General features: G+C 28.3%; 18 protein-coding genes, 1 tRNA gene and 1 pseudogene. 7 read left to right on the forward strand and 13 right to left on the reverse strand.

The window, feature by feature from the left end:
* The first annotated feature begins 19 nt into the window (after positions 1-19).
* Complete coding sequence (locus tag V3249_RS01820; RefSeq protein WP_341517639.1) at positions 20-3,244, forward strand: P110/LppT family adhesin N-terminal domain; 3,225 nt, start codon at positions 20-22, stop codon at positions 3,242-3,244.
* A gap of 671 nt (positions 3,245-3,915) precedes the next feature.
* Here V3249_RS01820 and V3249_RS01825 read toward each other — a convergent pair.
* The 8 genes and pseudogenes from V3249_RS01825 to V3249_RS01860 all read right to left on the reverse strand — a co-directional run bounded on the left by V3249_RS01825 (position 3,916) and on the right by V3249_RS01860 (position 9,870).
* Positions 3,916-4,050, reverse strand: coding sequence for a hypothetical protein (locus tag V3249_RS01825; RefSeq protein ID WP_286673274.1), 135 nt, complete (start codon positions 4,048-4,050; stop codon positions 3,916-3,918).
* A 115-nt stretch (positions 4,051-4,165) separates the two neighbouring features.
* A complete protein-coding gene (locus V3249_RS01830; protein WP_341517640.1) occupies positions 4,166-4,297 on the reverse strand; it encodes a hypothetical protein in 132 nt (43 codons plus the stop codon).
* A gap of 213 nt (positions 4,298-4,510) precedes the next feature.
* On the reverse strand, positions 4,511-4,861 hold the full coding sequence (locus V3249_RS01835) for a hypothetical protein (RefSeq protein ID WP_341517641.1): 351 nt from the start codon (positions 4,859-4,861) through the stop codon (positions 4,511-4,513).
* Positions 4,862-4,909: 48 nt separating this feature from the next.
* On the reverse strand, positions 4,910-6,331 hold the full coding sequence (gene tig, locus V3249_RS01840; protein ID WP_341517602.1) for a trigger factor: 1,422 nt from the start codon (positions 6,329-6,331) through the stop codon (positions 4,910-4,912).
* A gap of 215 nt (positions 6,332-6,546) precedes the next feature.
* Entirely contained in the window at positions 6,547-7,785 is a 1,239-nt protein-coding gene (locus tag V3249_RS01845) for an Hsp33 family molecular chaperone HslO (RefSeq protein WP_337897449.1), read from the reverse strand.
* A 2-nt stretch (positions 7,786-7,787) separates the two neighbouring features.
* Positions 7,788-8,623, reverse strand: a pseudogene (locus V3249_RS01850) (MAGa7180 family putative nuclease).
* 7 nt (positions 8,624-8,630) lie between these two features.
* Entirely contained in the window at positions 8,631-9,254 is a 624-nt protein-coding gene (locus tag V3249_RS01855; protein ID WP_341517601.1) for a chromate transporter, read from the reverse strand.
* 10 nt (positions 9,255-9,264) lie between these two features.
* Positions 9,265-9,870: a chromate transporter gene (locus tag V3249_RS01860; RefSeq protein ID WP_196243075.1), complete on the reverse strand. Its 606-nt coding sequence runs from the start codon at positions 9,868-9,870 to the stop codon at positions 9,265-9,267.
* 54 nt (positions 9,871-9,924) lie between these two features.
* On the opposite strand from V3249_RS01860, the gene V3249_RS01865 reads away from it, so the two are divergent.
* A tRNA-Trp gene (locus V3249_RS01865) sits at positions 9,925-9,999 on the forward strand.
* 723 nt (positions 10,000-10,722) lie between these two features.
* Here the strand turns inward: V3249_RS01865 and V3249_RS01870 are convergent.
* Positions 10,723-11,193 (reverse strand): hypothetical protein, encoded by a 471-nt coding sequence (locus V3249_RS01870; protein ID WP_337896677.1) that lies wholly within the window; start codon positions 11,191-11,193, stop codon positions 10,723-10,725.
* Positions 11,194-11,286: 93 nt separating this feature from the next.
* Between V3249_RS01870 and nadE the strand changes: the two genes are divergently transcribed.
* Both nadE and V3249_RS01880 read left to right on the forward strand, forming a co-directional pair.
* Positions 11,287-12,027, forward strand: coding sequence for an NAD(+) synthase (nadE, locus tag V3249_RS01875; protein ID WP_337896676.1), 741 nt, complete (start codon positions 11,287-11,289; stop codon positions 12,025-12,027).
* Entirely contained in the window at positions 12,028-12,756 is a 729-nt protein-coding gene (locus V3249_RS01880) for a YebC/PmpR family DNA-binding transcriptional regulator (RefSeq protein ID WP_337896675.1), read from the forward strand.
* Positions 12,757-12,813: 57 nt separating this feature from the next.
* Here V3249_RS01880 and V3249_RS01885 read toward each other — a convergent pair whose 3' ends face one another.
* Together V3249_RS01885 and V3249_RS01890 are read right to left on the reverse strand one after the other, a co-directional pair.
* Positions 12,814-14,700, reverse strand: coding sequence for an Mhp366/Mhp367 family surface (lipo)protein (locus tag V3249_RS01885; protein ID WP_341517642.1), 1,887 nt, complete (start codon positions 14,698-14,700; stop codon positions 12,814-12,816).
* Between the two features lie 153 nt (positions 14,701-14,853).
* Positions 14,854-15,213 carry a DUF3899 domain-containing protein gene (locus tag V3249_RS01890; RefSeq protein ID WP_337902646.1) on the reverse strand — a complete coding sequence of 120 codons (360 nt, stop codon included), beginning with the start codon at positions 15,211-15,213 and terminating at the stop codon, positions 14,854-14,856.
* A 366-nt stretch (positions 15,214-15,579) separates the two neighbouring features.
* Here V3249_RS01890 and V3249_RS01895 point away from each other — a divergent pair, with 366 nt between their 5' ends.
* The 3 genes from V3249_RS01895 to V3249_RS01905 all read left to right on the forward strand — a co-directional run bounded on the left by V3249_RS01895 (position 15,580) and on the right by V3249_RS01905 (position 19,047).
* Positions 15,580-16,452 (forward strand): MAGa3780 family membrane protein, encoded by an 873-nt coding sequence (locus tag V3249_RS01895; protein ID WP_197724059.1) that lies wholly within the window; start codon positions 15,580-15,582, stop codon positions 16,450-16,452.
* A 17-nt stretch (positions 16,453-16,469) separates the two neighbouring features.
* Entirely contained in the window at positions 16,470-17,585 is a 1,116-nt protein-coding gene (gene mnmA / locus V3249_RS01900) for a tRNA 2-thiouridine(34) synthase MnmA (protein WP_337896671.1), read from the forward strand.
* Positions 17,586-17,793: 208 nt separating this feature from the next.
* Positions 17,794-19,047, forward strand: a complete 1,254-nt coding sequence (locus tag V3249_RS01905) for an IS256 family transposase (protein ID WP_341517461.1) — start codon at positions 17,794-17,796, stop codon at positions 19,045-19,047.
* Between the two features lie 534 nt (positions 19,048-19,581).
* Here V3249_RS01905 and V3249_RS01910 read toward each other — a convergent pair.
* Both V3249_RS01910 and V3249_RS01915 read right to left on the reverse strand, forming a co-directional pair.
* Entirely contained in the window at positions 19,582-20,808 is a 1,227-nt protein-coding gene (locus V3249_RS01910) for a YbhB/YbcL family Raf kinase inhibitor-like protein (RefSeq protein WP_337897065.1), read from the reverse strand.
* Between the two features lie 5 nt (positions 20,809-20,813).
* Positions 20,814-22,361 (reverse strand): hypothetical protein, encoded by a 1,548-nt coding sequence (locus tag V3249_RS01915; protein ID WP_337897064.1) that lies wholly within the window; start codon positions 22,359-22,361, stop codon positions 20,814-20,816.
* Positions 22,362-22,415: the final 54 nt, after the last annotated feature.

The raw sequence follows: 22,415 nt of genomic DNA on the forward strand, positions 1-22,415 counted from the left end.
TTAAAATGGAAGGTTTATTATGAAAATTATTAAACGAAAAAATTTACTTATTGCATCTTCGGTTGTTTTTCTAAGTGCGGTTATTAGTATTGGAATTGCCGTTCCAATTGGAAAAAGCGCCTATTACAGAAATCAATCTGAACAACTTTCAAAATATTCTGATCAAAAATCAGAAGCAAAATCTTTTGCTCAAAACAGTCAAAATCAACAAGAAATTTTACAATCTGTTAGTCAACTAAATTTAAAAGCCCAATTCGCTGATACTTTAACAGCCAAAAACGCAGTTGACTTATTTTATGACAAAACTTATAATTTTGATCTAAATTCGCTAGTTGATTTTAAGCCTTTGGAAGATAAATTTACTGGATTTAATTTTAAATTACTTGCTCCAAAAGACAAAAAAGATTTAAAAATTGAAAATAATACGCTATCAAATTTAGCAATTAATGTCCAAAATCCAGCGCAAAATATTAATTATAATGTTAAATTTGACCTAAAATTTAGCTCTCATGTTAAAAATTCCGAAATTGATCCTGATAATGTAAATGTTGTTCTTGAACTCGTTAATGATGAATTAATCAAAGATAAAACTGCAAGCGAAATTGCAATTTTGTTCAATTCTAAATTTATTCAAAACAAAAAATCAAACTCTGACAAACAAGCATTATTAAAAACTATTGCTGAATTTGGGAGTATTTCCTTTTTTAATAAGCAAACAAATGACTTGATTTTGCCTTTAGCTTTTGATTTAGAGCCTAATTTAAAAGATAGTAAACTATTTTTTTCAAAAGTGGATGATGCAACCGGTCAAGCAAATTTAGATCTTTCCTTAGTTGAAAAATATTCTAAAAAGAAATCTAAAATTGCTTTGGAATTTAAAAATTTATCAACTATTAACGAAAGTTATGCTTCTAAATTTGCACAAATTTTCAAAGATAACTACACTTTTAACGATGAAATTGCTAAATTTTTAGCTTCATCAAATTTAACTCCACTAGATTTAATCTCAAAACCTTTGCCTGATTCTGTAAAAAATCAATCAATTTTCAAAGACAACCAACCATCTAGTCTTGATTTTTGATTTAAAAAACCTGAATCTCCAAGTCAAGCTGTTCCTGAAAGTTCGACTCCTGATGTTGAAAGTTTAAATTCTGATGCTGCATCCCCAGCACAACCTCAAACCGTAAGTGTTTCAACTTTAACTGACAGGCCAAAAACCCCTCAACAACAAGAAGATTCATTATCTGAAAGTGACAGTGAAACTTCTAATGATTCTGAAAATTCAACAGCAGAAACTCAACCTACAGAATCAACAGACCAAGATTCAACAGAAGAAAATCAAGAATCTAAAACCGAAGAAACTCCAAAACCAGAAGTTCCAAAAGTTGAAACTCGTGAAGAAAAATTAAAAAAATCTTTTTCAGAAATTTTACATAATTTCCAAATTTCTGAATTTAAAATTCAACCAGTGAAAATTGAACTTTCTAAAGAAGACCAAGAAGATCCAATTAAAAAACAAGCAATTCCGCTTAGATTAACTCTTAATGGAAATTTTATATCAAACGAGGCTTTCCCTGGTGGTCTAAATTTTAATTCTAATAATGAATTAGAGTATAGTTTCAATTTTAATTATAATATTAGTGATAAAGTTTATGGGGCTTATTTCCAAAATGCGCTTGATAATATTACAAAAACAAATCCAGATGGATCAAGTAGTCTAAAAATTGAAAATTTAGAGTTTAAGGTTAAAGATGACCAAAAAATAACAGTTTTTGCAAAAACAATTGACCAAACAATTGAGCATATTAGAAATAAAAAAATCGAACTTTCAAAGATTAAAGAAGAAACTAAACAACTTTCTGAACTTCTTGATTTTATTGCTCAGACAAAATCACAAACTAACCCAACACCAGCTAAAATTAATGTATCTTCTTTAGCAACTACAACTCCTTTCGAAGAAGAAGAGAAAAAAGAAGAGAAAACTGAGCAAAAACAGGCAGATCCAGCACCAAATCAAAGTCCTGGAAAATTACTTTCTGAACTTTTTGACAATCTACTTGCATCTAATTTACCAGATTCAAGCTCTATAATTCTTGATACAGGATTTGAAAATGAAAAATTTGCTCTTTCTATTAGTATTTGGCTTGGAGATGATAAATTAAAAGAAATAAAAATTCCAATTGCCGATGTATTAAAAAATAATAAACCTTTTGAATTTTTACAAGAAGAAACTAAATTACATTTCTTTCTTGATGCTGAGTCATTAATTACAGAAAACAGCGGATCCACCGCTAACCCAACAGATCAAACCTCAAATCCAAACGAAAATCAAATTCCAATTAGCTCAATTAAGTCAATTGATTCTCAAAAACTTGAATTTAAAGACTATGATGATCAAAAAAATCCTGTTCCAAGTGGTCGTAGGTCAAAATTAAAACCTTATTTAGACTTGTCTCAAGGCGGTATTTTCCTTTCTCATGACGGTCTTAAACTCGATTTTTCTTCAAAAAAAGATGATATTAAAAACCCTACATTTGTTCTCGCATTTAAGTCTGCCCAAAACTTTTCAACTAGTCAAGCACCTTTTTATTTAGTTCAAGGTTGAAAAGAAGATAAATCTGGTTCACCTTATTCTTACGGTGATAACCAAAAAATTGACTTTGGAATCAAAATTAGACGCTACGAATATGACAAAGACAAAATTAATAATTTAGAAGCACAAATAGGTGATGAAACTGCAACACAACCTAATCATGTGCAAAAAATCGATCACCATACAGCGTTAGTTGATACTGTAACTGAAAGACAAGAACGCAACCGCTTCGGCACTAGAAATATTGTTGATAAAGTTAGTGAATCTAAAAATACATTTACTCCTGGTGTTTCCGATTTCCTTGACAACAAATTAGCGACTTCACTTGTTGTCTTTCGACTATTAGACGCAGATGAAAAAGACAAAAAAATAATGGAATTAACTCTTTATTCATCAATAGCTAGCGATCCATATAAACCTGTTTTTAGTGTGAAAAAAACTGTAAATCTTGATTCTTCATTAAAATTTTCAGATATTAAATATTATATTTTAGGTAAATTAGCAACAGAAGCAGGATTGTCTGGAACTAGTGGGGCGGTTCTTCTTAAATCAGCTGCAGTTTTTGAATCAATCGAAAACGAAGACAAATCTGAATTAGTTAATAAATTATTTATTGATAGATACTTTGATCTTAATGAAACTAAAAATTAATATTTATATTAGTTTAAATAAAAAGCATCCTCAATAAACCAGGACAAAAAAAGTTAACACTAAGGTGTTGACTTTTTTTTGACTTTAATCTAACACTCACGAAGGAAAAACCTACCTACTAATCAAATAAAACAAACTAAAAAAGATGAAATTTTACCTTAAAAAAGCAAAATTATGAAATTTTTAAACTACTTTTTTAGTTCAAAACACTGACAAAAATCATAAAAAACAACTACTATTTAAACTCAATGCAAAAAGAAAACTCGTTTTTACTTACACTGAGCCTAAAAAAATATATGAAGTTTTGAAAGAACTGAAAAAAAATAATTAAAAGCCCTAAATTTATAGATTTCTAAACGGTTAAATTTAAGGTATTCCATCATATTTAAAAATATAATGGATAATTCGCATTTTCTGATTTTTTTATGACAAAAACATAATTGATTCCCCCTTAATTCAATATCCAAATTTATTAATTATTCTTAGTGAGAGTTATTATAACAGAAATTTTTTTTAGACCAAACATTTTTTTTTTTTTACAAAGTTTGATTTTAAAATAATAAGAATCCTGAGTTTCCCAGTTTGATAAGGTAATTTCAAAAAAGCATCCGGTTTTAGGCAATTTTTTAAGTTTTTTGGTAAAAGTTAATTACAATTTTATTAGTAATTTATTAAGATATCAAAATATTGATTGTTTCCAAATAACTTGTTTCAAATTTCATGTTTGAAATTTCCTTAAAATATTTAGGTTTTTTGCCAAACAATTTGTTTACTTCAATAAAACCATCTTTATTTTGTTTTTTCATAATTTATAATTATACCATAAAATTACTTAAAATGCAATTAAATGACATTAATATAAATTAAGGTTTTACGTTCAAAAAACACTGATTTACGGGTGTTTTTTCATATTTATATTCACTAAAAAGTGAATTTTTGCCTTAAAACTGGGAAACTCGGGAAAATAATAAGAATTAAGATTTTAGGATCAAAAACACGGATTTGCCGGTATTTTTGCATATTTATATTCACTAAAAAGTGAATTTTTGCCATCAAACTTGGAAAAGAAAAAGTTATTAAAAACTTGCAATAAAAAACTACCGATTGGTAGTTTTTTATTGATTTTAAAATTTAATTGAATAAATAATTTTTAAATTAAATTTTAATAAAAGGAGCAGCATTTAAAAAATTAAATAAACTTGGAGTTGATCCTAGATTCATAACTGCTTGAGAAACAATCGTAGCGGCACCAGTAGCAGCGGCAGACTATGCAGTTTGTATATTTTTTAATGCTTTTGAAAGTTCTTCAACAGATTGTAGCGCTTTTTGCAATTTTTCTGGCGCATCTTTTAATGCATCAATTTGTGTTTTAAGCGAATCTAGATCTAAATTTGCAAGTTTATCAAAACCTTCTTGAAATTTTCTAATTTGCTCTGAGTCCAATTTTGAAAAAGTTTTTTGAAATTCTTCAAATGACGCCTTGATTTTATCAATTTCAAAACTTTCAATTTGCTTTTTAAATAAAAAATATAAAGTAGCAATTATTATTGCAAATAGGAGAATATTCCCAACAATAACAGCTAAGACTGTCGATATAAATCTTCCGATTTTACTCACTTACGCCTCCATAAATTTGTAAATTAAATTTTAATTTTTGGTCTTTTTCTATGATTCACCATCCTTATTTTCATTTACTTCTTCATTAGTTTCATTTTGTTTCTCTGTTGTTTCAGTTTTTTCTTCAACTTTTTCTTCAGTTTTTTCTTCAACTTTTTCTTCAGTTTTTTCTTCTGTTTTTTCCTCAGTTTTTTCGCTGTTATATTCAATTAATTTGTCAACAACTTTTTTGTTTGTTATGTTAATTTGAATTTCGCTGTGAGGAATTGTTTCGTTCAATTCTTCGACAGATTTACCTGTGAATTTTGACAACAAGGCAATTTGCTCGTCATAATCTTGCTGGGTTGGAACTAATCCCTCAAGTTTTGCAATTTCAGCAAAAATAAAGGAATTTTTAAGTAATTTTCTTGCTTCAGCCTCAAGTTGGCTATGAATATCTTGCTCAGTGAATTTTGTAATTCGGCAATATTCCTCAAGAGTAAATCCTTGTTGTTTTAAAGTTGATTCAAAAGTTTCATTTAAACGACTAACTTCAGCATTAATTAATTTAGTTGCAAGGGGAATTTCAACTTGATCAACAATTTCGACAAGTGCATTTTTTTGAAACTCAATTCTTGCTTTTTCAACATTTTCACGTTTTGTAAGATCTTCAAGATAAACCTCAAGTTGGCTAATTGTTTCAACATTTGGAATTTTTAATGAAGCAACAAAATCATTAGTCAATTTAGCAGGTTGACTTTCTTTGATTCTGTTGATTTTTACATGAAATCTTGCCTTTTTACTTGCATAAGCTGGAACATGGTAATCTTCTGGGAAAACCACATGAATATCGGCTTCTTTTTCAATTTCTAACCCAACTAGTTGTTCTTCAAAACCGGAAATAAAGCTATTTGAACCAATTCGAAGTTCAAAGTCTTGTGCTTCTCCTCCTTCAAAAGGTTCATCATCAATAAAGCCTTTAAAATCAAAATTAATAATATCTCCCATTTTTACAGGACGATTTACATTAACAAATTTTCCTTTTGATTCTAAAAGTTTTTGTTTTTGGATTTCAATATCATCTTTTGTGACTTGTTTTACAGCATATTTTGTCTTAAGATTTTGATATTCAGGAAGCTTAATTTCAGGATAAACAGGGTAGAGAAACTCGATTTCTAAGGTGTTTTTGTCCATTTGAACAATATTAAAGACTGGCGATTCAATAACATTGTCACTATCCATTACATTAGAAAAAGCTTGTTTTTCAAGTTCGGGTAAGTACATTCTAAGCGCTAATTCAAAAACTGACTGTGGATTTAAATATGGGCGGGCTTTTTCTAATGGCACTTTCCCTTTTCTAAAACCGCGTAATGACACTTTTGCAACTTGTCTTTTTTCAGCTTTATCGTAATATTCAACTCATTTTTGCGGATCAGCTACTAACTTAATTTTAAGTTCGGCACTATTAGGTAAAAATTCACGTGTTATCATTAATAATAATCCTTAAATTGTTATATAAAAGTAAAATAAAACTAATTATAATTTAAATTATGTAAATTTGTTTAAAAATTTAAAAAAAATAATAAAAAACTTAGCTTTTTCTCTTAGATTTTTAGGCAAATCTATTTATTTAAAAACTAAGGTTAATAATTTATTATTATCTAGGTTTTTATTTTTACTTAAATTATAATTTATTATTGCAAAATTTAAAAAATTTTTATGCTGTTTTTTGAAATTTCTTTTATTTTTTCAATGGCAAAATCTAAACTTGCTTGTATAATTTCAGATCTACTTCCGGTAAAATTCAGTTCTCAGACTTCATCATTAATCGCAATAAATACTTGTCCGAGCTCGCCGTCCTGAACTGTAGGACCAGCATTTCCGGTCAAAGCAATTGCATATTTGGTTTGAAAAAAATCAAGACCGTATTTAGCCATTTTTAGGGCTGTTTGGGCATTAGTTACACCATTTTTTGTGTCAATACCAATTTTTTCCTTAATTTCGTTTTGATAACAAACAAGTCCGCCGGCAAAAAACTTACTTGCACCGGGTTTTTTTACAATTTCAGCAGCAAGTGCGCCTCCAGTTAAAGATTCAACCGTAGCAATGCTAAATGGTTTATTGGCCATTAATCAGTCCTTTTTATTAAATTTTTTGCTAATTGAGCAAAAATTGCATTTAAATTCAATTTTTTTATATTTTTCAATTAAAAAATCAACATCTTCTTGACTTAAAAGTTTCAAATTTGCTTCAAAATTTGCCTTTTTACAGTTACAAATATAATCTCAATTTTGGAAGTCAACCTGATTAAAACTTGAAAAAAAGCTCATGAAATCCGTGATTTTTTCATTTTCTAGTCAGGATTCTACCTCTTGTAGTTCTTCTTCGGAATGATTAGGCAAAAGCTGAATAATTAAGGATTGGGCTTTTGTTATTTTTGAATTTTCATCAAGTTCAATTAAATTTTTTACTACTGAATTAATTTGCTGAGATTGGTGGAAATAATAAGCTAAATCAGTGATAAAATCACCTTTTTGAAGCTTAACTTGACCTGAATAATTAGTTTTTTTTGTAAATTGGTTAATTTTTAAAAAACCAGAAGTTCCAATATATGAGCTTACAAGTAGGTTTGTGTTGTAATTTTTGAAAACATGAGCCGGAATTTCAAAATTATTTGCTGAAAAACTGGCACGAATTTGGCCTTTTTTATTTGTTTCAAGAACTAATGACTCAACAGTTTCAGAATTAATTTTAACAGAAAATCCAGTTGTTTTTTCCTTAATCAAAGTTGGAAGTGGCCCAAAAACATTAATAAAACTTGCTAAAATAAGCGAACTAATATTGCTTAACTTGTGAATATTAACCGCTTTATTAACAATTTCAGTCATTTCTGAGACAACTATTAAAATATTTTTGTGCAAATAAATTTTAGAATATGACGACATGATTATATTTTTTTATTTTGCTTAGATATTGAATTTGTTCATTTTTCTCAAAGTTGTTTTCACTCTTGTTCATTTTCACAACTTAAATACTCAAGAATTTGAGCATCAACTATAGGGTCAAAACTTGGCGAAATACCTAACTTTGTATAAAAATTATACCATTTTTTAATTTTTTCTATATCATCCATAACTTGAGATTCATTAACATCAAAAGTATAAGATTTTATATGTCTTTTTTTTATAGGAAATTCTTTGGGATTTTCGTAGTCATCTTCTTCTAAAAATGTTGCTACAATTGCATATTTTTCAGCATTTTTTAAAAATGCATATAATTGGGCTTGTTTTATGTATTTTTGCGGTAAATTTTCCCCTTTTTTACCTCATCTTTCAAAATTTTTCAGGCCGGTTGTTTTAATTTCGATTATTATATTAGTTTTTTTGATAAAACCATCAGGAATTCCGCCAATAATTGGATCATCACTAAAATAATCATAATTATATTTTTCGGGAGGAAAAGTTTCAATTTCTAGACCTAATTTTTCAGAAATGGCTTTAATGACAAGAGGTTCGATTGCAACTCCGGCGTCAATATATTTAGTGTCTAAAATTGGCATATCTAATTTTGAAATTTTGACAAAAGCTCGAAATGGCGAACTAAAACTATCAAGTCCGAAAGCACTTCTCCAATTAAAGTTCCACCAATTTTTTTAAAACCGGTGTTAAAACCAAACTTTTTGTTAAGTAATTTCTCATGAAAAGCAGGATCAAGAATTAAAACCCGTTTTTCATGGTCAATAAAATATTCTTTTTTATTATAAAATTTACGATTTGTATACATATCTATCCTAAAGTCAAGGTTGTAAACTAATAAGTGAAAGTGAAATTCCGATAATAATTAACAGAAAAACATTTACCTTCCGCAAATACAAAATAAAAACTGTTATAGATCAAAAAATTGCAAATAAAATAAAAACTCAAAGTCTTCAACCACTTATAAAATCACTTACTTCTTTTGTGACAAAATATCCATTATTAGAATTAAAAGCATAATTTACAAGCACTAAATTGATAAAAAGTTGAAAAGCAAGCGCTAAAATAATTCCAATAATTGCTGGTCGAAAAATTTGTGCTTTTTTTGCAAAATTTGAGTCATTTTTTTGCGAAACTCTTTTTAAAGCCTTTAATCAAATTACAACTAAAAAAATTGCCGGTAATATAAATACCATTAAAAAAATAAATGAAAGAAATCAACCTAAAACTCCAAAATCTGCAATTAAAAATCCAGTAACTGCGGCCAATTTAATTGAAAAAACACCTGGTGTTGAATTTGCGACAGTGAAAATTTGATTAATTTTTTCTTGATCAATTTCAAGACCTAACTCTCCAAGTTGTAATCAAAACCAATTAAAAACAGGCATAAAAACTTGCCCGCCACCAAAGACAATTAAACTAATAACTGCTAGCCCCAAAATTGTTAAACTAATTAGTAAAATCACGTTTTTTCTTTCATTTTTTAAACAAAAATAAAACTGAATATATAAATATAATTACTAAAATTGGGACAATCGCTAAATTATACGGGCTTGGAACAAACAAAGAATATGCAAAACTTAATAATAAAACGGTGTAATAAACTAATTTATTCATTGAATTTTTGTCTTTTTTTCAATAAATATAACAAAATCCAAGTAAAATTCCGATAATTGTTGAAAAAATTGCTAGGTTAAAAGTGACTAAATATCTTGAAGGTAAATTTTTTACTAAAATAAATAAAGTAAAAAATAATAAAACATGCGGGAAAATTCCCAAAACTGTTGCTATAACGCCCCAAAAAGCGCCTAATTTTTTAATGCAAACTAATGCCATCATTTGAAGTGATGAAGGTCCGGGGAGCAAATTGGTCAAAATTAAACCTTGATCAAAATCACTTTTTGAAATTCATCCTTTTTTGACAACTGCCTGACTAAAAATAATAGGCATTAAAGAATTTCCTCCGCCAAAAGAAATTAAAGAAATTTTTACCACAAACCATAAAAGTGTTAAAAAATCTCTCATTTTCATATTTTTAATATTTTTTGTATTCATACTTAATAAAATAATATATTATTTTTTAAAAATGTGGTATAATTAAATTGGCTTAGAGGTGTAGTTCAATGGTAGAACAACGGGCTTCAACCCCGTATGTTGCGGGTTCGACTCCTGTCACCTCTGCCATTTTTTTTATTTTTTAAATTAAAAAATAAAAAAAATGGCAATAAATTCTAAGTTTTCGACAAACGATTTAGAATTTTTTTAAAAGATACCCGAATTTCACAGTTTGATGGCAAAAATCAATTTATGGATAAAATAACAAAAATCATAAAAAAACAACTACTATTTAAACTCAATGCAAATAGCAAACTCGTTTTTATTTGCATTGAGCCTAAAAAAATATGTGAAGTTTTGAAAGATCCATAATTAAAAGCCATAAATTTATAGATTTCTAAACGGTTAAATTTATGGTATCCCATCATATTTAAAAATATAATGGATAATTCGCATTTTCTGATTTTTTACGCAAAAACATAATTAATTCCCCCTTAATTCAACATCAAAATTTATTAATTTATTCTTAAGTGAGATTAATTATAACATAATTTTTTCTTAGACCAAGCATTTTTTTATAAAAGCTTAATTTAAAATAATAAAAATCAAGCTTTTAGCATCAAAAAACCCGGATTTACGGGTATTTTTGCGTATTTATATTCACTAAAGCGAATTTTTTGCCATCAAACTGTCAAACTCGTGACACCGAAAGTGAAATAGCAAAATATCTTGAATCTTTAGATTTAATAAGACATAAATAATTTTCAATATTATTCAATTAAAATAAAAAGGTGAAATTTCACCCTTTTTATTTTAATTTTAAAAAAAATTTGTTTTGTATATTATAAAAATTTAATCAAGAGAATCTTCAATAAGTTCTTTTTCTGACTTTGAAATAAATGATCTAAGCATAATAAGATAAATTATATTAATTCAACCAACAAAAATTGCGAGAATAGAAAGTACGTAAATTCCCTGAAACTTTGAAACAAGGTGAACATTTTTTAGGTTCATTCGTCTTGGTAGATCATGTAATTTAAAAGGGGAAATAATTAATAAAATTAAGTAAACAAGTGATATTATACTCCAAAAAACATTCGTTAGAATTCCAATCGTGGTTCCTCCAAGAAGTGCTGTAATGATAGCTTTTCTACTCTCTTCTGGGTTGGTGTTAATCTGACCCACAGCACCAATAATTCCGACAATAAATACAATAAATGCTATAGTACCTAAAGCAAATTTAACTATACGAACAATTAATAATTTATCTACTCATGATTTAGTTGATTTTAATAATTGAGCGGCATCGTTATGATAAGCCATTTATATCCTCCTGGAAAAATTGTATATTTTATATGAAATTTTATACTAAAAAATTATTTTTGTGATAAAATTATACAAGAAATTATTCTAATTATGAAAAATAATGTACAAATAAATAATTATATAAATTATCTTACAGAATGAATTCGCCAAGAAGTACAAAAGGCAAATAAAAAAGGCGTGATTTTTGGGATTTCTGGTGGTGTTGACTCTGCACTTGTTGCGTTTTTAGGAAAAAAAGCTTTCCCTAATTCGCATTTAGGTCTTATTATGCCTATTCGTGATATGAGCAGCGATAAAAATGATATTGACCAATTAGTCAAAAAATTTGAAATTGCCACTAAGGAAATTAACTTAAGTTCAACTTTCCAGAACTTAAAAGACTTATTTAGTCTTAAAAATCAACTGGCAAATTACAATATCCAACCTCGCCTTCGCATGATTAGTTTATATGCTTTTGCTCAAGAATTGGACTATTTAGTTCTAGGAACTGATAATTTTTCCGAAATGTATCTTGGCTATTTTACAAAATACGGCGATGGTGGCGTGGATTTATTGCCAATTGTTAATTTAACAAAAATGCAAGTTTACCAAATCAGCGAACAAATTGGAATTCCAGATTCAATAATTGAAAAATCCCCAAGCGCAAATCTTTGAGATAACCAAAAAGATGAAGATGAATTAGGATTTACCTATAAAGATTTAGATTTATTTTTTACAGATCCAAATTCAGTTAGTTATCAAGTAAGAAAAAAAATTGAGAAATTACACAATTTAAGCGCCCACAAACGTAATCCAGTGCCAAGGCCTGCAAAAAAATTAGGAGACTTTTAAATGGCTGGTCATTCAAAATGAGCTAACATAAAGCACCGAAAAGGTGCCCAAGATGCCCTAAAAGCAAAGATTTTTAACAAATTTTCAAAAGAAATTATGGTCTCAGTAGCAAAAGGCGGACCTGATCCTAATTCTAATCCGTCTTTAAGACTTATTATTTCAAAAGCGCGAGCAAAATCAATGCCAAAATCAAACATTGAAAAAGCAATTGCCAAAGGACAAGGCGCAACTAGTGAAGGTCAAATTTTTAAAGAAATAATTTATTCTGGAACTTTATCAAACGGAATTAGCCTAATTGTCACAATTTTAACTGATAATGTTAATCGATCAGTTTCATCACTTCAAGCACTTTTTCGGCGTGCAAATGGACAAATTGGAAAGCAAAATTCAATTCCTTATTTATTTGAACAAAAAGGTTATCTTGAAATTGACAAAACTGATCAAATAAATGGCGATGATCTTATGATGTTTGTTCTTGAAAATGGCGGTGATGATTTTCAAGAAGATGAAGAAAGTTACTTAATATATTGTGAACCACGGGCAATTCAGGACTTAAAATCAGCAATTGAAAACAATTTTAGTGTAAATTTTAGTGCTGTTGAAATTAGTTATTTCCCTAATTCTTGAGTCGAACTTGATCAAGAAGGTACTGAAAAAATACTAAATCAAATTGATAATTTTCTTGAAGATGACGATATTCAAAATGTTTATCACAATCTAAAAGTTTAAAAATTTTTTTTAAGACAAAAATAGGAAGCATGAGAGCTTCCTATTTTTTTGAAAATTTTATTCTTTATTATAATAAAATTTTTTAATTTCTGAGACTAAATCGATTTTATCATTTCGAAGTAAAATGCCTGTTGTCAAATGTGATGTTAAATTATTTTGATCATAGTAAAGTTTTTTTTGATCTTTTGCGAGAGTAATTAACTGATTTAAGAAAATTAATTCGCCATTTGTGTTATAAACTCCAGAACCAGAAGCGCCAGGACCATTTGTTACAAAAAAACTAGGGGCGCCGTTTTTAATATAAACACCTTTAAACATGTTTTTTGAAAATGCAGATCCAGGTCAAAATCCGCCAATTTTAGTTGTATAGTCAATTTCGCCGTTTTTTCATGATTTTTCACTAATTTTTAACGGTGGAAACTGTTGAACATGATCTCAGAAATTAGAAAATTTTTCAAATTGTTTGGTAAATCTATTGATATCGTCTTCAACAGTTTTACCATTTGAATAACGGAAGGAAGATAAAAGTCATCTTTTGTGTTGTTGGTAAAAATCAAATATACCTTTAATATCTTCTCTAAATCTAGCGTGGTTAAAGTAAAATATCCCTATATCCTTGCCAAAATTTTTAAAATTTTTCTCTTCTCGGAAATATCTTTTGTGCAAATTAGTGCTAAATTGACTTAATTCTCATCGGTTAGGTGACTTGATATAGATTGAATTATTGCCTGGAAATCTATTTTTCCTTTTCTTTAATTGCTCAATTTGTCTGTCATAGTCAGTTTTTATTCAAAATAAACTCAACATTCCAGAACTAGCTAAAGAATCAACGGTATTAACATTATCATTATCATAGAAACGCATGAAAGGATAAGCCATTAATTCTCAAAAAGGTCTTTTATTAACATATAAAACATGCCTATTTGTTAAAAAAACACTTTCGCCTTCATGAGAATCAAGCAATATGGCGGTTCCGGTTGAAAATCTTACATTTCTCTGAAAAATATCTTTGTATCTTTGATCTGAATAGTCAACTGATCTAAATCCAAAATAATCAGGTTTAAAATTATTTTTTCGAAAACGCGGATTAAAGTAACCAAAAAAAGTTTTCCTTGCATCTTCGTTTTTAGAAAAACTGCCTGTATTTATTTTATCAAGCCAATAAATATTCAAGTTTTCATTTTTTTCGCCTAGATAATGATCATCATTTTCTTGTTTTATCACATTTGACTTTAGGGCAAAAGCTTCGTATGAATAAGTATTACCTCGAGCTTTATTAGTTACATCAAATCCGATTTTTTGGGCGGGTTTGTTGTCATAATTGCTTAGTTTTGAAAATTCTAACTTTTCATTTATTATCGGTGTTTTTTCAACAGGTGAATCTTCAACAACTTGGCTTATTTCTGAATTTACCAGCGGAATTTGTTCGAGATTTGGCTCAGGTTTTTGCTCAAGTATTTGCTCAAGCTTTGGATCAACCTCAACTTTAGGTTCTGGTTTTGGTTCCGGTTTTGGTTTATTTGATTTGACTAAAGATTCTAATGATGAAAAATTTAAATTGTCGATTTGACTTTTATCTAAAGACGGATTTTGAATTGTTGATATTGATGAATTTGCTAAATTATGATTATTTTTAGAAGTGGAATTTTCAGCGATACGATTATTATTTTCACGAGTTAATGGTGAATCATTATTTGAATCATTTATTGTTTTGATATTTCCAATTGGATTCAAATTTTGAGTAATTTGTGCCAAATCATTTTTTGGAGTTTGTAGTTCTGGTAAAATTTGATTTTTTGGTTGATTTTCTTCAGTAATTACTGGATTTTTAGCACTTTCATCCTTATTTTTTCTATCTTGGAAAGGTATAAAATTAGTGCATGAAATTACAAAAAAATTAACTAAAAGCAAAGGTGCTAAAGATTTGAAAAATTTAAATTTCATAACTAAACCACCCTTATCCTGATTCTAATAATCAATTTATAATATATAAATTATAACAAAAAAATGTCAAAAAAATAAATATTATTATATTTATCGTTAAAAGCAAGATTATTCAATATTTAGTTAAAAATAATTAAAAAAGATCTTAAATTTTTAAGAGTTAATAATTAAAAACGGTAAAGTGATAATTAAAAGCAGAAAACCAACAACAAATCCTAGAAAAATTGGCAGAATAGATAGCTCTTTTTGTTTTTGCTTGACAAAATTATAATCAATTTTTGGACTAACAGGTTTAAATCCTCGTTTTTCTAACATCCTATTTTGCGATTGAATTCGCCATTTATGATAAGAAATTGAAAAACTACTAAATAAACCGAGTCTTAATACTGTCGCAAGAACTGAAATTGAAATTGATAAAAGTCCCAAAATTGAAACTACGTCATATCAAACTTTTTCTTGAACAAAACCCATCACAAAACCAATAATAGCTAAAAATAATGCTCAAAGAATCAAAGCTAAAATTGAACGTTTCTGGATTTTCCGTCTGAAAATAGCACTGAAAAAAAACGAAAAAATAAACATGATAATAAACCGTCGAATTTAAGTAAAATAATTTTAAATATATTATATACTAAAAATTGATTTTTTTATTTTTAAACGGTTAATAGTCAAATTATTTTTTTGCCATTTTTGCAAAATGGCTGTATCATTTTAGTTTTAGCAGTCAGTCTTTTACAAAAAACTGAATAAAATTATATATTTTACACATTTATAGTTTAGACAATAACAAATTTTATAATTTGGAAATAAGCTAAAAAATTATAAAAACTTTTAACTATTTTTTAGTAATTATAATATAATTTTATATATTATTTAGTCATGATAGAAAATAACGATACTTACCTAGCAACAAAATTTGATCATTTTTCCAATTGAAAAAAAGAACGCAAGATTTCATTAATTTTTTCTTTACTTATTATTTCAATTACAATTTCGCTAATCGGGTATTCAATGATTCAAAACCGTAGCGAATTTGTCGTTGACAAATATTATTTTATAAGTTTTACTAATTATTTTCAAAATTTTAGTGCCTTTTTTTACTTAACTTACCAGTCAAACTTAATTTACGGAATTACCTTATTTACTTTTGTCCTTAATGCAACTCAACGAAAATTTCAAATTTTATTTGTTTTTACAGTAATTTTAACAATTGTTTTAATTGTTTTTTGAACTGTATTGGCTTGAAATTTAAATATGACTTGGTCAGTTTTGGCAACAACATCAACTGTCCATTTTTTTCATCCAGTTTTTGCAATATTTGTACTTTTTTGGTATCGAAAACAATTTTCAGTAAGTAAATTAGGTTTAGGTTTTGGGGTTATTTATTCAGTTTGTTATTATATTTTTTGTGTGCTTTTGTATTTTTTCACACTTAGACAGTGAGTTGCGCCTGAAATTAAAAAAGTCGGAGCTCAAGAGATAAAAAATATGGTATTTTTTTACACAGGTTTAACTATTTATCCATTTATAAATTTTTTACATCCATTTTTTTATTCAGGAAACAGCCACTCAGTAGTAATTTTGTTAAACTTGTTAATGGCTCTTTCAGTTGTTTTTCTCCCATATATGATTTCACTTTTTTATATTAATATTTTTGGAATTAAAGCAACAAATTGGCGTTTAACCCGAGAAATAAAATCGATTTCTAATCGTTTAAAAGCATTTTTCTGAGTGTCCAAACCAAAAGAATAGGAGTAATTTGTTAAAAAGTGGCTAAAATTGTTGTTGGTCTTTCAGGCGGTGTTGATTCTGCAGTTAGTGCATACCTTCTAAAAAAACAAGGGCATGAAGTTATTTGTGTCTTTATGAGAAATTGAGATTCTGACCTTAATAATGATTTTTTAGGTCAGAAAAATACATCTGACAATCATATTTGCCCGCAAGAACAAGATTGGCAGGATGCAAAAAAAGTGGCGCAGCAACTAAATTTGCCAATTTTCCGTGTTGATTTTGTAAAACAATATTGAGATGAAGTTTTTAGCGACCTAATTCAAAAATACAAATCCGGTTTAACTCCAAATCCTGACATTTTGTGTAATAAAAACATAAAATTCAAACATTTTCTTGATTATGCAATTAATGTTCATCAAGCCGATTTTATTGCAATGGGTCACTATGCAAAAACAGAAAACGGAAATTTATTTACTCCAAAAGACAAAAATAAGGATCAAACTTATTTTCTTGGGCAACTTTCAAAAGATCAGCTAAAAAAAACAATTTTCCCGCTTGGAAATTATTTAAAAACTGAAGTTAGAGAAATTGCCAAAAATTTAGAGCTAATGAATGCGACCAAAAAAGACTCAACTGGAATTTGCTTCATTGGTGAGCGAAAATTTACTGATTTTTTGCAAAACTATATTCCTGCTCAACCAGGCCCAATTGTCGATATTACCACAAATGAAATTATCGGGAAACATATTGGAATTATGTATTTTACAATTGGACAGCGAAAAGGTTTTGGCCTAAGCGGAATGAATGAACCTTATTTTGTTGTTGGTCACAATCTTCAAGAAAAAATTTTGTACGCGGCTCCTTCAAGTCAAAAAATTTGGCTTGAATCAAACCAGCTTTTAGCAATTAATGCTAATTTTTTGACAGAAAATTTTCCACTTGAAAATTTAAAAGCCAAATTTCGCTACCGTCAAGAATTTGTTGAGGTTAATATTAAAATAATTGACCAAAATTCTTTTTATGTTTATTATCAAAATTATAGTGCAGTAACGCCTGGTCAACAAGTTGTGATTTATTCTGAAGATCAAGTCGTTTTAGCTGGTGAAATATCACTTATTTTCCGTGATGGCAAAAAAGTTGATTATTTAAGTTAAAAAATCCCGAGTTTCCTAGTTTGATGAGATAATCTTAAAAAGGTGTCCGGTTTTTGGCGGTTTTTTAACTTTTGGCAAAAGTTAATTACCTATTTTAAAACACTGGCAAAAATCAATTTATGATAAAACAACAAAAATGGTAATGTTAAATATTTTGTGTTTTTAAAGTAAATTTATTTTGATAAAATTTATTATGAAGGACCAAAATATGAAAAAACAGCAAAAAACATTATCCCCATTTGAGTTAGAAGCTAAAAAACTTGTTGACAAATACGCTGATTATAAAAAAATAAAAAAAGAAGATTTTCACAACGAAATTTCGCATATGTTTAAAACTTTTACTGAGGCGCTCTTAAGGGCGGAATTAAGCCAACATTTAGGCTATGAAAAAAGTAACCGAAGCAAAAAAGGCGTGCATAGGCCAAATAAGCGAAACGGATTTTCGGACAAAACTGTGAATTATAATCATAATAGTTTTCGTCTAAAAATACCAAGAGATCGAAATGGCACTTTTGAGAACAAATTACTCGGTAAATACGAAACAAATTTAGGCGATATCGAAGAGCAAGTGTTTTCACTTTTTGCATCAGGAATGTCATATGAAAATATTGTTAACACAATAAAAAGTATCTATAAAAAAGAAATAAGTAATGCCTGAATTTCTTCAGTTACTGACAAATTATTGCCTGAAATTGAAAAGTGAAAATCGCGAAAAATTGAGAATTCCTATCCAATTTTGTACATTGATGGGATGTTTTTTAATGTTAAAGAAAACGGTGTTTTTGTCAAAAAATCACTTTATCTTATTCTTGCAATTGATTGGGACGGAAATAAAAAAGCACTGGGATTTTGGATTAAAAATACCGAATCAGCAAGTAATTGACTTGATGTTTTTAACGAACTAAAAACTCGCGGGCTGGAAGATGTTCTAATAATTTCTTGCGATAATCTAAGCGGAATTAGTCAAGCAATTGAAGCGGTTTTCCCGCAAACAGATGTTCAAAAATGTGTTGTTCACCAAATTAGAAACTCGCTTTTAAAAGTTTCTAACAAAGACAAAAAAGAGTTTGTCCTTGATATGAAAAAGATTTATCAAGCGGCTAATCAAGAATTTGCAATGCAAAATCTTGATAAATTTGCGGAAAAATGAGGCCAAAAATATCCTTCAATTATCAAGTCTTGGTATACAAATTTCGTTGAACTAACGACATTTTTTAAATATCCATATGAATTGAGGCAAGCAATTTATACGACAAATTTAATTGAGTCAATGAATAGAATAATTAGGAAAAATACAAAAACAAAAGGCGGAATTCAAAGTGTAAATTACCTTTCAAAAATAACTTATTTAACTCTCCAAAACGCATCTACAAAATGACAAAAGGTAAGAAATTGATTCATGATTAAAAAACAATTAGAAATTATTTTCCCTAATCGGTTAAATAATGTAAAATTAAATTAGATTACATTTCTATTTGAAAAATCCATAAAAATTTAAAACACAAGATTATGAACACACCCACAAAAATCACAAAAATACAACTACTATTTAAACTCAATGTAAATAGAAAACTCGTTTTTATTTACAGCGAGCCTAAAAAACATATGAAGTTTTGAAAGAACAATAACCAAAAGCCTTAAATTTGAGGATTTCTAAACGGTTAAATTTAAGGCATCCATTATATTTAAAAACATAATGGAAAATTCGCATTTTCTGATTTTTTTATGGCAAAAACATCCTTGATTCCTCCCTAATTCAATATTAAAATTTATTAATTATTCTTAAGTGATGGTAATTATAACATAATTTTATTTTTGACCAAACATTTTTTTTTTTTTTTTGCAAAAGGCTAATTTCAAAACTATAAAAATTAGATTTTAGCGACAAAAAAACCGGATTTACGGGTATTTTTTCATATTTGCATTCACTAAAAAGTGAATTTTTTCCATCCAACTGTCAAACTCAGCAAAAACATGATTATTTAGGTAAAAAAAATTAAATTAATTTAAAAAAAGTACGATTATAGCCAATAACTTTTCCTTTTATCGCACTAAGAACCTCAAATGATGTCAAAGGTTTATTTAAATTTCGCGCAATTTTGCTCCAGTCAATTACTTGATTAAGCCCAAAAATTTCAAGTTGATATTTTCCTTGGCCATTTGTAAGCCCAGGAAGATAAATAACTCCGTATTTTGCTTTAATAAATTCAAATTTTTCGGAAGAATCTAGGTTAATTTTTTTAGCAATTGAATCAGCACAAAAGGAACCAAAACTATTAAAAACAGGAATATCACTATCAAAAAGGTCAAAACTATTTTTTCCAGCACTTAAAGTCGTTTTATAATCATCAGTTTTTTTGATAATTCCAACCCGATTTCAGACATTTAGTCCAACTCCAAGCGAAAAATTTTCGGCAAAACTAGTTATAATTATAGCATATTCTTTAATTTTATCAGATTCAGAATAAATTTCAATGTCAAAATTACGGGCGCTAAAAAATGGACTAGTGCCTTGTTTGCCTAAAAATTCAATATCTAAAACATGATAATCATTTTCTCTGGCAATTAGTCCTGATGAGCTAAAATTTATCGGTAAAAAATCAAGAAAAAAATTTTGTTCTTCTTTGGCTAGTGGTGCATTTAATTCACTTTTGGAAATCTGTTTTTTTACAAGCAAATTATTTTCAACTTTTCCATGAGAACGGTATAAAAATGAACTAATTCCAAAATCAATAACATGATTTTTAATTAATTCAAGAAAATCATCGTAAAACAAAGGCTTATCTTTTAAATCTTCTGGAATTATATTTTCAACATCAAGGGCAAAAACTTCAAGTCGATAGTTATGATCATTAGCTGGTGGCAGCGGCCCGAAATAAACTCCATCAGGATGAGGTCGATAAAATGAATCAAGCAAATAATTATTGGCATGACGGGTCATAGAATTTTCAAATTGATACATTTTATCTTGTCGCGAAAAAGAATCATCTCATTTTAGCTTGTTTTTTTTAATATTGGCCGCAACTCAGTGAATAAAAACAAAACCTAATTCAGCAGTTGCCTCATAGTCAATTAAAGTAAGGGCATATGATTTTGCGCCTTTAACTTTGTCTCATTTTATTGGAAAACTTACCGAATTAGGGTATTTTTTACCTAAATTGCCATTACCAAATTGGGTGTCTAAAACGCCATTTTTAACATCAGGAATATAAATTTTTATCATATTTTTTAGTCTTTATCAATATTTTTTGCATTAACTATTAGAATTGGATTTGTTGGCGAACCTCCGCGACGAAGTGCATTAAAAAATTGGAAATATTTGTTTGGTTTGGATAGTTTTTCTAAATTTTGCTCAAGATCAATAGGTTGGAAAGGCAAAAGGCTACCACTTTTAAGAAAACCACCAATATTTATTCGCCTTTCAACGTAAAATATTTTAGGATTTTTAGGGTCTTGTTTTTTAACTGCATCTTCAAGCTCAAGAAAACTTGCGCTATAAAGTCCACCACGATGGAAATTATTAGAATTTACAAAAGGATATTTTTGGATTTTGTCAGTGAGTTTATATTTATCAAAATCATTAATCATACCAATTTGTTGAGCTTGTGCTTCTTCTCTAGTTTGAGGACCTTGGACTGGCAAAGGTGAATTTTGTTGGAAAGTTATGGCTTTTTGGGCTGAATTTTGTGAAAAAAGGCTTGGTTTTTGATCTATCAAGTTTTTTTGGCTTGTAGATTTAGGTTCATTTTGATTTTGACCTTGATTTTCAGGTTGATTTTTAGCCTCAGGGGTATCGGGGTTTTGGTCAATTGCTCAATAAATACGATAAATTGCATCTTTTATTGTATTAGTTGACTCATCTACATGAGTTTTTTCGTCATTAAGAAAAAAAGCACGCGGTTGAACTTTATATTTTCGCCCATCTTTTCCTGTTATTGTATATTTTTCTAATCTCTCAGTTAGTTCTGCTTTTTTTTGGTATTCTTTATCATTCAAAACCGGAAGATCCAAATTAGTTTTTAAATTATTTTGAATACTTTCATTAACTCTATCCAAAATTTTATAATCATAATTTCATCAAAAGGAATTTGAAACAGGTTGCCTGGTTGCAGTTTCTATCCCGTCAATGATGAATTGAATCGCGGCAGGAGGGATTATAATTTCCTCATCTTCTTGGGTTGGATTGCCTTGAGCTTGTTGGTTCTGGGATTTAGCTTCTTGCTCTTTTTTCAATTTAATAATGAATTTAGCAAGCTCTGCAATTACTTTATAGGATAAATAATCATCATCTAACTCCAAATTACTTACAGCAATACCTGATCCAAAACGTTCGGGTAAAAATTCTGGAAGTACCTTTAAATCTGTGGATTTTAGGTATTTTTCTTGTGATTGTTTTCATCGTTTTAAAAATTCAGAAGCCGTTAAATAAGAGGTGCCTTGATAATATTTTTTAACAATTTCAGGAAAATTAGGAGTTTTAGCAAGTTTTTCAAGTTTCTTTTTAATTATATCATTAGGTTCGTTTTGAATAAAATTTTGGAAATTTAACTGTCCGCTAAATTCGAAAATTACTTTCGCAAAGGCAGTATTTGTAATTTCTTGAGTTTCAATTGATAGCGGCACATTCAAAATTTCGGTTAATAATTTATATTTTTCTTGGCTATCACTATCTGAAAAATTTTTTACATCTTGGCCTTGATTTTCGATGCATGAAACAACAATTAGCGGGAAAGACAAAGGAATTAAAGCCAAAGATTTTTTAAATTTTCATTTCATTTTTACACCTACTTCTAAGCCTTAAATAAAAAACTAAAAGAAAAAAGATTATTC

It is taken from the genome of Mesomycoplasma ovipneumoniae (assembly GCF_038095995.1).
Taxonomy (GTDB): domain Bacteria; phylum Bacillota_I; class Bacilli_A; order Mycoplasmatales; family Metamycoplasmataceae; genus Mesomycoplasma; species Mesomycoplasma ovipneumoniae_F.